Annotated in this window: 13 protein-coding genes; 12 read left to right on the forward strand and 1 reads right to left on the reverse strand. The window is 38.8% G+C overall.

Annotated features, from left to right (window positions below; translation table 11 throughout):
- Positions 1-69 precede the first annotated feature (69 nt).
- From nusB to AC1DSK_RS06770, 12 genes are all read left to right on the forward strand, one after another.
- Positions 70-459, forward strand: a complete 390-nt coding sequence (gene nusB, locus AC1DSK_RS06715) for a transcription antitermination factor NusB (RefSeq protein WP_477547247.1) — start codon at positions 70-72, stop codon at positions 457-459.
- 19 nt (positions 460-478) lie between these two features.
- Complete coding sequence (folD, locus tag AC1DSK_RS06720; protein WP_477547248.1) at positions 479-1,339, forward strand: bifunctional methylenetetrahydrofolate dehydrogenase/methenyltetrahydrofolate cyclohydrolase FolD; 861 nt, start codon at positions 479-481, stop codon at positions 1,337-1,339.
- A gap of 90 nt (positions 1,340-1,429) precedes the next feature.
- Entirely contained in the window at positions 1,430-2,788 is a 1,359-nt protein-coding gene (gene xseA, locus AC1DSK_RS06725) for an exodeoxyribonuclease VII large subunit (RefSeq protein WP_477547249.1), read from the forward strand.
- On the forward strand, positions 2,785-3,027 hold the full coding sequence (locus tag AC1DSK_RS06730) for an exodeoxyribonuclease VII small subunit (protein WP_477547250.1): 243 nt from the start codon (positions 2,785-2,787) through the stop codon (positions 3,025-3,027). The genes xseA and AC1DSK_RS06730 overlap by 4 nt, the downstream gene beginning before the upstream one ends.
- Complete coding sequence (locus AC1DSK_RS06735; protein WP_477547251.1) at positions 3,024-3,905, forward strand: polyprenyl synthetase family protein; 882 nt, start codon at positions 3,024-3,026, stop codon at positions 3,903-3,905. The genes AC1DSK_RS06730 and AC1DSK_RS06735 overlap by 4 nt, the downstream gene beginning before the upstream one ends.
- An 81-nt stretch (positions 3,906-3,986) precedes the next feature.
- Complete coding sequence (gene dxs / locus AC1DSK_RS06740; RefSeq protein ID WP_477547252.1) at positions 3,987-5,897, forward strand: 1-deoxy-D-xylulose-5-phosphate synthase; 1,911 nt, start codon at positions 3,987-3,989, stop codon at positions 5,895-5,897.
- The gene (locus AC1DSK_RS06745; protein ID WP_477547253.1) at positions 5,894-6,712 is read left to right on the forward strand and encodes a TlyA family RNA methyltransferase; all 819 of its coding nucleotides are present in this window, start codon (positions 5,894-5,896) and stop codon (positions 6,710-6,712) included. The genes dxs and AC1DSK_RS06745 overlap by 4 nt, the downstream gene beginning before the upstream one ends.
- Before the next feature lie 101 nt (positions 6,713-6,813).
- Positions 6,814-7,263, forward strand: coding sequence for a transcriptional regulator AhrC/ArgR (gene ahrC / locus AC1DSK_RS06750; RefSeq protein ID WP_016426978.1), 450 nt, complete (start codon positions 6,814-6,816; stop codon positions 7,261-7,263).
- A 15-nt stretch (positions 7,264-7,278) separates the two neighbouring features.
- Positions 7,279-8,973, forward strand: a complete 1,695-nt coding sequence (recN, locus tag AC1DSK_RS06755) for a DNA repair protein RecN (protein WP_477547254.1) — start codon at positions 7,279-7,281, stop codon at positions 8,971-8,973.
- 112 nt (positions 8,974-9,085) lie between these two features.
- On the forward strand, positions 9,086-10,045 hold the full coding sequence (locus AC1DSK_RS06760) for a SpoIVB peptidase S55 domain-containing protein (RefSeq protein WP_477547255.1): 960 nt from the start codon (positions 9,086-9,088) through the stop codon (positions 10,043-10,045).
- 259 nt (positions 10,046-10,304) lie between these two features.
- On the forward strand, positions 10,305-11,096 hold the full coding sequence (spo0A, locus tag AC1DSK_RS06765) for a sporulation transcription factor Spo0A (protein ID WP_477547256.1): 792 nt from the start codon (positions 10,305-10,307) through the stop codon (positions 11,094-11,096).
- Between the two features lie 475 nt (positions 11,097-11,571).
- Positions 11,572-12,297 carry a glycerophosphodiester phosphodiesterase gene (locus AC1DSK_RS06770; protein ID WP_477547257.1) on the forward strand — a complete coding sequence of 242 codons (726 nt, stop codon included), beginning with the start codon at positions 11,572-11,574 and terminating at the stop codon, positions 12,295-12,297.
- A gap of 45 nt (positions 12,298-12,342) precedes the next feature.
- On the opposite strand, the gene AC1DSK_RS06775 is transcribed toward AC1DSK_RS06770, so the two are convergent.
- The gene (locus tag AC1DSK_RS06775; RefSeq protein WP_477547258.1) at positions 12,343-12,591 is read right to left on the reverse strand and encodes a DUF2627 domain-containing protein; all 249 of its coding nucleotides are present in this window, start codon (positions 12,589-12,591) and stop codon (positions 12,343-12,345) included.
- Positions 12,592-12,788 lie beyond the last annotated feature (197 nt).

Consider the following 12,788-nt stretch of genomic DNA (forward strand, 5'->3'; position numbering starts at 1 on the left):
CTTTGAGGATGTCTTGTGCACGCAAAATATGCTATGATGTGTTCGAATGCATATAAAAGGAGACTACCCATGAAACGTAGAGAAGCCCGTGAAAAAGCGTTGCAAACTTTGTTTCAGTTAGAAAACACCGAGTTAACAATAGAAGATGCAATGAGCCACGTTTTAAATGGCGACAATGATCCTTTCTATGAAAAGCTTGTACGTGGAACGACTGAACAACTAACGCAAATAGATGAATCACTTAAAACAAAGTTAGAAAATTGGTCTTTAGATCGTTTACCTAAGATCGAACGCACGGTATTGCGCTTGGCAGTTTATGAATTGTTATTTATGCAGGATGCACCTTCAAAAGTAGTCATGAATGAAGCGATTGAATTATGTAAAACGTTTGGTGATGAGAAATCAAGCAAGTTTGTGAACGGAGTTCTATCTAAATATACGGTCGAGACTTCTAACTGACAACAGGGGGAATAAAGTCATGTCGAGTGCATTAATTAATGGAAAAGAAATTGGACAAGCGATACGCAATGATTTATCCGAACGTATCTTTCACTTAAAAAATCAAGGCATTATTCCAGGCTTAGCGGTTATTTTAGTCGGTGACAACGCAGCTTCGAAAACCTATGTTTCCAATAAACAAAAAACGTGTGAAGCACTTGGCATGAATTCACGTTTACTTTCTTTTGAGTCAGATTTAACTGAAAGTGAACTCGTGCGTACGATTCAATCACTGAATGAAGACCCAACCATTCATGGCATATTAGTACAGTTACCATTACCGAAGCACATTGGAGAATCTGCCGTGTTGGCAGCCATTTCCCCAGCTAAGGATGTAGATGGTTTCCATCCAATCAGTGTGGGGAAAATGATGCTCGGACAGGAGACTTTCCTTCCATGCACGCCATACGGGGTCATGAAACTTCTGGAATACTCTGGGATTGATCTTGCAGGCAAACACGCTGTTGTCATAGGACGTAGCCATATTGTAGGAAAACCAATGGGCCAATTACTTTTACAAAAAGATGCAACCGTGACATATGCACATTCTAAGACGCCGAACCTACAAGAAATTACCTTGCAGGCTGATATTCTCGTGGTGGCAGTTGGTAAAACGAAATTCATTACGAGTGAATACGTCAAAAACGGAGCGGTCGTCATCGATGTAGGTATGAATCGTGATGAAAACAATCGCCTGTGTGGAGATGTGGATTTTGAAGCGGTAAAAGAAAAAGCTTCATACATAACACCTGTTCCAGGCGGAGTGGGACCCATGACAATAACCATGTTAATGGCCAACACCGTACAATCTGCAGAAAATGAGTTACGTCAAGACAAATGAAGTTAAAACAGGTAAAATAAAGGGAAGAAGCTGTTTTTCTTATAGAAAGACAGCTTTTCTATTTCTTCTTCGTGAGGAGTTTGAATGCACGTGACTGCTTCGACATATTTAACAGTGAAAGCACTGACCAAATACATAAAAAGAAAATTTGATGCGGATCCCCATTTGCGCAATGTTTATGTCAAAGGGGAACTATCCAATGTCAAAATACATACAAGCGGACACATTTACTTCACGATTAAAGACGATCAAACAAGAATGCCTGCTGTTATGTTTGCGGCACAAGCAAGAAGTTTGAAATTTAAACCGGAGAGCGGAATGAATGTTCTTTTGCAAGGTGATGTGAATGTTTATGAAGGCTCAGGCCAATATCAGTTGTATGCACAATTGATGCAGCCTGATGGTATAGGTGAACTATTTGTAGCCTTTGAACAGCTGAAAGAAAAACTGGCGAAAGAAGGACTTTTCCATCCTTCTAGAAAGAAACAGATTCCAAAATACCCTCAAAAGATTGGTGTTATTACAGCTTCAACAGGTGCAGCCATTCGGGATATCGTCACGACTTTGAGCCGCCGATATCCTTTGGCAGAAGTTATCATTTTTCCAGCTCTGGTTCAAGGGGCTGGTGCAGCGCCAAGTATCGTAAAAGCATTAAAACGTGCTCATAGCTATCCGGATCTTGATGTTTGTATTGTTGGACGCGGGGGCGGGTCGATTGAAGACTTATGGGCTTTCAACGAAGAAATCGTTGCGCGGGAAATTGCGAATAGCACCATTCCTATTATCAGTGCTGTCGGACATGAAACGGATACGACAATCGCTGACTATGTCTCAGATCTTCGCGCACCAACGCCAACTGCAGCAGCAGAGCTTGCCGTACCAAATCAATTGGATTTGCTTGAACGTGTATCCAATAGAAAATCGCAAATGGTATCGATTGTTACGGCTATTTTATCACAGGAGCGAAAAAGGTTGACGCGGGTGATGTCTGCATATCCACTGGCCTATCCTGAAAGATTATACCGACCGTTTGTTGAAAGACTGACCCGAGCGAATGAACAAATGGAGAGAAACGGGCGTACGATTTTCCAACAAAAACAACAACATCTTGTACAGCAAACCATGCGTCTGACATTGCAAAATCCACAAAGAATGGTTTTGCTACATCAAAAAAATGTACAGGCTTCTCAACAACGTTTGCATATGGCAGCTCAAAAAAATGTGCAAACGAAAGGTCATTCTTTCAGTAATATGATTCAGTTACTGGAAGCATTGAACCCGCTGAAAATCATGGATCGGGGCTACAGTCTGACCTATCAAAATGATCAAGTTGTCAAATCAATTGAAGATATCAATCCAGATCAACCACTTCATATCAAATTACAAGATGGAGTCATAATCGCATCTATAGACTCTATAAACAAACAGTCTAAAGGAGAATCATCATGACAAAAACCAACGTATCTTTTGACCAAGCAATTCTACAGTTAGAGGAAATAGTACGTCAGCTGGAGCAAGGCGATGTTCCTCTTGAGGATGCTATTTCACTTTATAAAAAGGGAATGGAAATGTCGACGGTATGCCACGAGAAATTGCACAATGCAGAAAAACAATTGATTTCCATCATGGATGACAGCGGAGAAAAAGTGCCATTTGAAGCCATCGAAAAAGAGGATGCATCACAATGACTTGTTTGCAAAATTTTACTGAACTGAATATTCCAGAAATAGACCGTCAATTGACCGAGCAAGTTCAGTCGATCAATGCACCGGAAATTTTGAAAGAAGCGATGAATTATTCATTGGCTGCAGGAGGTAAAAGGGTAAGGCCTTTATTTTTGCTGGCTGTCTTAGACTTTTTAAAAGTTAAACATTCAGAAGCCTCTACAGTTGGAGCAGCTATTGAAATGGTTCATACCTATTCTCTAATCCATGATGACCTACCGAGCATGGATAATGATGATTACCGCCGTGGGAAATTAACTAACCATAAAGTTTATGGGGACGCGTTGGCGATTTTAGCTGGAGATGGATTGTTAACATATAGTTTTGGTGTACTTTCTCGTTTGAAAACAGTACCCGCAGAAGACAAACTGGAACTTATACAATTGATGAGCGAGGCCGCAGGAGCTGAAGGTATGGTTGGCGGACAAGTTTTGGATATTGAAAGCGAAAGAAAAATCATTTCTGTAGAAGAATTGGAAACCATACATATCAATAAAACTGGTGCTTTATTATCCTTTAGCATTGTAGCAGGTGCGATTTTGGCTTCGGCGGATGCCCGTACTAGAAAGGCGTTGCAAGATTTTGGTTTCCATATCGGACTGGCATTTCAAATTCAAGATGATATTTTGGATATTGAGGGAACCACAGAGTCATTAGGAAAAACTGCAGGAAAAGATGTTGCGAGTGAAAAAAATACGTACCCTGCATTATTAACACTGGATGGAGCAAAAATAAAACGGGATTGGCACTATAACCAATCTATCGAATCACTTCGCCACATTTCAAGTGAACCTGGTCTATTGGATGAATTGGCTGCTTATATCGTTAATCGTAGCAAATAGTTATCAGGTAAAAGTTTGTACATTCGTATGACATTGATATAATGAAAGATAATAATCGCAAGTATTGTGTAAAGGTGTGTGATGTCGGTGGATTTAAATACAATTACAAGTCCATCCTTTATTAAAGAATTATCTCAAGATGAACTATTGACTTTAAGTGAAGATATTCGTTCGTTTTTAATTGAAAAATTATCGGTCACTGGTGGACATATTGGTCCTAACTTGGGTGTGGTCGAACTGACTGTATCTCTTCACCGTATTTTTAATAGTCCAGATGATAAATTTATATGGGATGTGGGACATCAAGCGTATGTCCATAAAATATTGACTGGTCGTGCAAATCAATTTGATACACTACGTCAATTTAAAGGGTTGTGCGGTTTTCCAAAGCGCAATGAAAGTGAACATGATGTTTGGGAAACTGGTCACAGCTCAACTTCGTTGTCTGCTGCGATGGGTATGGCAGCTGCACGTGATATTAAAAAAGATAAAAACCATATCATTCCCATTATCGGGGATGGAGCTCTTACAGGTGGAATGGCTTTAGAAGCACTGAATCACATTGGACATGAAAAGACCGATATGATTGTTATTTTGAATGATAATGAAATGTCGATTGCGCCTAACGTTGGCGCACTCCATACAGTATTAGGAAAACTTCGCACAGCCGGTAAATATAATAAGGCTAAAGACGAACTGGAATATTTGTTGAAAAAAATCCCGGCAGTCGGTGGAAAACTGGCAGCTACGGCGGAACGGGTTAAAGACAGTTTAAAATATTTACTAGTTTCAGGTGTGTTTTTCGAAGAACTTGGATTTACGTATTTAGGTCCTATTGACGGACATAATTACGAAGATTTGCAAGAGAATTTGTTATACGCGAAAAAAATGAAGGGACCAGTATTGGTTCATGTCATCACGAAAAAAGGCAAAGGGTACCGCCCGGCAGAAGAAGATAAAATTGGTACTTGGCATGGGACAGGTCCTTATAAAATGGAGACCGGTGCATTCGTAAAGTCTTCGACAAAAGCACCTTCATGGAGTGGATTGGTTGCTGAAACCGTGTGTAAACTTGCACGTGAAGATGAGCGGATTGTAGCTATAACACCTGCGATGCCAGTTGGTTCAAAATTAGAAGGCTTTGCCTCTGAATTCCCTGAACGTATGTATGACGTCGGCATTGCTGAACAACATGCAGCCACTATGGCGGCTGGCCTTGCCACACAAGACATGAAACCGTTTTTAGCCATCTACTCAACTTTCCTGCAACGCGCATATGACCAAGTTTTACATGATATTTGTCGTCAAAATTTAAATGTCTTCATCGGAATTGACCGTTCAGGACTTGTTGGCGCTGACGGGGAAACCCATCAAGGCGTATTCGATATTTCATTCCTACGTCATTTGCCAAATATGGTAATCATGATGCCTAAAGATGAAAATGAAGGCCAGCATATGGTGAAAACCGCCATCGATTACAATGATGGTCCAATTGCATTGCGCTACCCGAGAGGGAATGGGCTCGGTGTTCCGATGGATACAGAATTACATTCCATACCGATTGGTTCATGGGAAGTTTTAAGAAAAGGATCGGATGCGGCAATTTTAACATTCGGTACCACGATCCCGATGGCTATGGAAGCGGCAGAACGATTGGCACTTGAAGGTATCCAAGCAGAAGTTATCAATGCAAGGTTCATTAAACCACTTGATGAGGGTATGCTGCATAAATTAGTGGAACGTAATCTTCCAATATTTACTGTGGAAGAAGCGATTTTACAAGGCGGATTTGGAAGCAGCATATTGGAATTTATGCAAGACCATGAGTATACGGGCGTTTCCGTTAGTCGAATGGGCATTCCAGACCAGTTTATTGAACACGGAAACGTTGATGAACTGTTAAATGAAATACATTTAAATTCGGCTGAATTAATCACCCGGATACAAAATAAAATGAATAAGATCGGTAAGGCTGGTACTCACGTATTATGATAAAAACCCCAAAAGAAAGAGTCGATGTCCTTCTAGTGGAACGTGGACTTTGTGAAACAAGAGAAAAAGCAAAACGTGCAATTATGGCGGGAACCGTATATACGAATGAACTTCGTTTGGAAAAGCCAGGTGAAAAAATCGCAATTGATTCACCTTTGCAGGTAAAAGGTAATGAATTGCGCTATGTCAGCAGAGGCGGCTTGAAGCTTGAAAAGGCATTAGAATTCTTTCAAGTGAATGTTAAAGACAAACTGATGCTCGATATTGGAGCTTCAACTGGCGGTTTCACGGATTGTGCCCTGCAAAACGGAGCGCGCCACTGTTATGCGCTGGATGTTGGCTATAATCAGCTTGCATGGAAAATCCGACAAGATGAACGTGTCACGGTTATGGAACGTACCAATTTCCGATATGTAACGGCTGCCGACCTTGCAGAAGGGATGCCTGAATTCGCGACAATCGACGTTTCATTTATATCATTGAAGCTAATTCTGCCTGTATTAAAAACTTTGCTTGTACCTGGCAGTGATGTTATTGCACTGGTAAAGCCTCAATTTGAAGCAGGAAAAGCAAATGTCGGAAAAAAAGGTGTCGTCCGCGATTCAAAAGTCCACATAAATGTGCTTGAAACAATCGCGAACTTTGCACAACAAACCGGTTTTACTCTAAAAAATGCTTCGTTTTCACCGATTACGGGTGGGGAAGGGAACATCGAATTCCTTTTCCATTTAATAGCTACGGAAGAAAATGAAACAACCTTTACAGAGGGACAGTTAAAAGAAATTGTGCGTGAAGCACATTCACAACTATCATGACACGGCCTACATTGTAGGTCGTGTTTTTCTTGTACGCAAGAGCCGTAAATGGTACGATATGAATAATTAAGCATATTTATTCATTTTAGGAGTGACCATTGATGAACAAGGGGCAACGACATATACGAATTCGGGATATAATAGCCAATCACGAAATTGAAACACAGGATGATTTAGTGGAAATCCTTAAAAATGCCGGATACAATGTGACGCAAGCAACTGTTTCCAGGGACATAAAAGAGTTACATTTAGTCAAAGTACCACTGCAGGATGGTCGATACAAATATAGCCTACCTGCGGATCAGCGTTTTAATCCAATGCAAAAACTGCATCGTGCATTAACTGATGCTTTCGTCAGCATCGATGGAGCAAGTCATTTTCTAGTAATGAAAACGTTGCCTGGGAATGCACATGCAATTGGCTCATTGATTGACCATTTGGATTGGAAAGAAATCCTGGGTACAATTTGTGGCGATGACACGTGTTTGATTATTTGTAAAGATACCGATCAGCGGGATATTATTCGGACAAGACTACTCGAAATGCTTTAAAAGAGGTGATGCATTGTGCTAAAAGAATTATCAATTAAAAACTTTGCCATTATTGAAGAAGTATCGGTGAGCTTTACTGATGGTTTGACGGTGCTGACCGGGGAAACAGGAGCGGGTAAATCCATCATTATTGATGCGGTGCACCTGCTGGCCGGTGGAAGAGGTTCACAGGAATTTATACGCCACGGTGCTAAAAAAGCAGAGCTTGAAGGCTTGTTTTTTATACAAAATCCACAACATCCCGTATTTCAAAAGCTTCAGGAAGTCGGAATCGAAGTAGACGATGATTCTGTTATTTTGAGAAGAGATATTAATGATCATGGGAAAAGTGTCTGTCGAGTAAATGGCAAATTGGTGACTATAGCCATTTTAAGAGAAATTGGTGGCTCGTTGATTGATATTCATGGACAACACGAAAGTCAGGAATTAATGGACGAGCGTTTCCATATTTCCTTGCTCGATCAATTTGCGGGAAGTAAACTTCACCGAGCGAAAGAAAGTTATAACGGTCTTTACCAGACGTACATAAAGTTAAAAAAAGAATTGGCTTCTGTCAGTGACAATGAACAACAAATTGCACAGAGGATCGATTTGTATCAATATCAAATTAATGAAATTGATGCGATGCAGTTAATTGAAAATGAAGATGAAGATCTTCAACTCGAACGTAAGAAATTTCAAAACTTCCATAAGACATTCGAACGTATTTCTGCGGCCTATGAAGCCTTAAACGGCGAGTCTAAAGGCTTGGACTGGATTGGAAATGCCATGAGCGAACTTGAAGATATTGCTTCTTTTGACGATACGTACAAAGAGCAGGCTGAGCTTGTATCGAATTCTTTCTATTCTCTACAGGAAATGTCCTACCAACTAAAGAATGTGATGGACGAATCGGAATTTGATGAAGAACGATTAAATGTCATTGAAGAAAGATTAGCTGCCATTCAGTCATTAAAAAGAAAATATGGGAACTCAATTGAAGAAATACTTTTATATCGACAAAAAATTGGCGATGAACTGGATGGTCTCGTGAATCGCGATGAACGAATTCAACAACGTCAAAAAGCACTAGATCAAGTAGAAAAAGACTTGGAAGTGGAATCGAAAGAATTAACGTTAATCAGGAAAAAAGCAGCTAAAAAGCTTAGCGAAGCAATTGTGATTCAACTTCGTGAATTATTTATGGAAAAGGCTACTTTTGAAGTGACTTTTAAAACACTGAACATGTTTGATAAAAACGGAAAAGATGATGTATCTTTTTATATGTCAACCAATGTTGGTGAACCTGCCAAACCGATTTCCAAAATTGCTTCGGGCGGGGAATTGTCTAGAATGATGCTTGCCCTAAAAGGAATTTTTTCAAAACATCAAGGCATTACATCCATTATTTTTGATGAAGTGGATACAGGTGTCAGTGGACGAGTTGCTCAGGCGATTGCCGAAAAAATTGCCAACATTTCTCGTTCTTCACAAGTATTGTGTATTACACATTTGCCACAAGTAGCTGCAATGGCCGATCAACAATTATTGATTGAAAAACAAGTGATGGGCGAACGGACCATGACGAAGTTAACGGAAGTTACTGGCAAAGATCGTGTCCAGGAGTTAAGCCGTATGATGTCCGGTGCAGAAATTACATCATTGACTTTAGACCATGCAACAGAATTATTGTCGATTGCCGAGCAACGAAAAAAAATATCATATGTATAGAATCGTGAAGCACTGCTGCTACAGCATGTGCTTTTTTTTTTCGAAAATTTACCGTTCATAACAATGCTGTTCAGACACATAGTAAGAACATCCCGTTAAATGGAGGTGAAATATGCGATGTGTTGCGAATAAAAGGATTGTTACCATGTTTTTGGGATTTTTGATTCTCTTCCCGGCTCATTCATGGGCTGAGAAAAATGACAATGCTTTAATCCCGCTTGGACAGTCTATAGGTGTGCAATTGAAGTTAGAAAAACCTACATTTGTTCATGATGTACTGATTAATGACAAGTGGTGGTTTAAAAGTGGAGACCAAATAGTCTCATTTAATGAAAATTCCATCGGCTCAATTGACGATTGGAAAAAAATGAGTAAAAATGCGAATGAAGCACAAGTATCCATTGAAATTCTTCGTGAAAATAAAAGAAAATCTGTATTAGTATCAACAGATCAGTTAGAAAGTATGCTTCCTTTCATTCGCGATCACACTGAAGGAATTGGTACCATCACATACGTTGACCCAAAAACCCAAGAATATGGTGCATTGGGACATCAAATAGTGGATCAGCAAATTTCTGAAACACCACCATTTTTAGGTGGATCAATTTTTTTATCAGATATAGCCCGCATACACAAAAGCACTCCCGGTAATCCAGGATACAAAATCGCCAAACAGGCATCTGTTCATGTTCAAGCGGGAGACGTGAAAGAAAATACCGTATATGGTGTCTTTGGGGAATTGCTTGAATCGGACTTGCAAACTGGAGACGCAATTCCAACGCTAACAGCGAAACATATCAAGAAAGGATATGCTGAGCTATTAACGGCAATCGATGGAAATGACGTTAATTCTTATGATATCGAAATCATCAAAGTGGAAGAAACAACTTTCCAGTTTATCGTCACTGATAAAGAATTGATTAGAAAAACTGGCGGCATTTTGCAAGGAATGAGCGGATCTCCGATTATTCAAAATGGAAAATTTGCTGGAGCCATTACACATATGGTGGTGGACAATCCTGTAAAAGGAGCAGCCATCCCAATACAAGAAATGATGAAAAAACATCCATGAAAAAATTTTTTACCACACTGTAAAAAGTGTGGTATTTTTTTGCGTATTTGTTATGATGTATATAACGATTATTCGACATTTTGTTAGAAAAACTTGACAATAGACGAAAAGTGTCTAAATCATCAGACTATATGCTCCTTTTTCAAATCTTAAAAGGATTTACTAACAATATGTCGAATTAACTTTGCAGTGTGAAATTGGGAGAATGTGCCGTAAAAACAAACATCCATGTTCGCGAGACGTTTAAGGGGGAAATAAAATGGAAAAAATTAAAGTAGCAATCGCAGATGATAACAAAGAATTAGTAAAGACACTGGAATCTTATTTATCAAGTCATCCTCAAATTGAAGTAATTACAACAGCTCCAAATGGAAAAGTCATTCTTACCATGATGGAGAATGACTTACCAGATGTATTGTTGCTAGATATTATCATGCCACACTTGGATGGATTGGCTGTACTGGAAATGATGCAAGCAAACGAAAATTTTGCTAAAGTACAAGTGATTATGCTGACTGCTTTCGGTCAAGAAGATGTAATGAAACAAGCCGTGGAATTAGGTGCTTCCTACTTTATGTTGAAGCCATTTGAATTTGATCGCTTAATCAATCAAATTCTTCAAGTAGCGGGCCATAAGACAGAAAGTGCTCCACGTACGAGCATTCTTCAGAGCCAACCACAGCAAAAAGTGAATCAAAAAATGATTGATACAACGATTACAGCAGTTATTAAAGAAATTGGTGTACCTGCTCATATCAAAGGTTACGCGTACTTACGTGAAGCTATTCACATGGTATATGAAGATATCGAATTATTGGGTTCAATCACAAAAGTCTTGTACCCTGAGATTGCGATTAAATTTAACACAACGTCTTCTCGTGTAGAGAGGGCAATTCGTCACGCGATTGAAGTCGCTTGGAACCGTGGGAACTACGAGTCCATCTCGAAAACATTCGGTTATACGGTTCATCACTTGAAGAGCAAACCGACAAATTCTGAGTTCATAGCAATGATTGCTGATAAAATCCGCTTAGAAAACATGGCTAGCTAATAGCTAATCATTGAAATGACTGGGTTTGCGGACATTCGTAAGCCAACCAATTCAACTAAAATCCGGTTCAAAACCAAAATATTTTTACTAAAATGACCGATGAATTTTATTATTCATTGGTTTTTTTATTTTATCGAAAAGTATGACATATAAAGTCAACTAGAATTTTTCTTACAAACCGTATAGCTCAGTTCGCTGATCTTGCAATCCATGTCATAGTGTTATTTCTTTATTGAATAATTCACGGAAAATTCATTATACAAAGGAGAGCAACTAAGTAAAATTGGTATAATATGTAAAGAAGAGATGGTGATTTGAATAAGCTATTAGAAAAAATATGGCTGGTAAATAATAAAACACAGGTATCGTTTTTCCTGCATCTGTGTTTTTTGCCTCAGTTCCATGGAAAAAGATGCATATATTAGTGAAGATAGGGTAAAGAAAACTATACATACAGACAAGGTGTTGACGATAGATGATGAGAGTACCAATATACGCACATCGTGGTGCATCTGCGTATGCACTTGAAAATTCATCTGCGGCTTTTACAAAAGCGATTGAACTGGGAGCGGATGGGTTAGAGATCGATTTACAGTTAACAAAAGATTTAGTACCTATTGTAACCCATGATATGGACTTTTGGCGCTTAGCCAGGACTCGTAGGGATGTTTCGTCAATGTATTATGAAGAAGTGAAAAAATTAAAATTAGGAACCTCTTTCTGGCGATTAGTAAATGGGGAATCAATACAAACTTTTGAGGAAGTACTGGCTTTTGCTGCGAAAAATGAACTGGCATTGAATGTAGAATTAAAAGAAACGTTTGTGAATGCTCCAGAACAAATTGCCCTATTGTTTAAACGGAAATATGCAAATTTGAATATTCATTTTTCATCGTTTCATTATGATGTTTTGGAACGAATTAAAAAATGTAATCCGATGTTACAGACTGCTTATATCGGGACGAAAAAAACAAATTGGGAAGAGCTTGGTCGATTAACTGCAGCAGATGCACTTCATATGCACAAAAGGCATTATTCGAAGAGGAAATTGGATTTGGCATTTAAAGCTAACATGCCACTAAGATTTTATGGTATTGATGGAAATGAAAAATATTTAGTTGATCCTCACCCGGTAGTTTTGGGGTGGATCACCGATTATCCCGATAAAGTATTAATGAAACAATTGAAAAAGGAATCCTGATGTCGAAATCGGGATTCCTTTTTTTAGTGGCTATCGCAATTAAAGTTAATTCTTCGTTTTTTCTTTAGCGAATCTAGCTTGTACTTTACCATTTTTCCGATCTCTATGTAGTAAGAAACCTGCAAAAAATCCAAATCCTATAACTAATAAAACAATACCTATCAGGAATTGTAACCATAAAAATGGGATGGAACCAATTAATTTTCCGAATAGGGTATCACGTATAAGTTTAATTCCACCTGCCGCCATCAATCCAGGAATCAATAAAACAAGAAAAGCTAACATTCGTGCCAATAGTTTTCATCTCCTACTGCATTAAATTAAATTACTAAATTAAAGAAAGCTGTTAATTATTCTGCCGTGCATGCCGTAAGGGTGCAGATTTACGATAAACAATAGCATTTTTTAACAGAGCCAATTAAATTATAATCTAGTCTAGTTTAACACGGAATATCATTTTCGTTCCATTGCACTACCTTAGAATAATTGTC

The sequence above is a fragment of the Paenisporosarcina sp. P4_B8 genome (assembly GCF_056402175.1).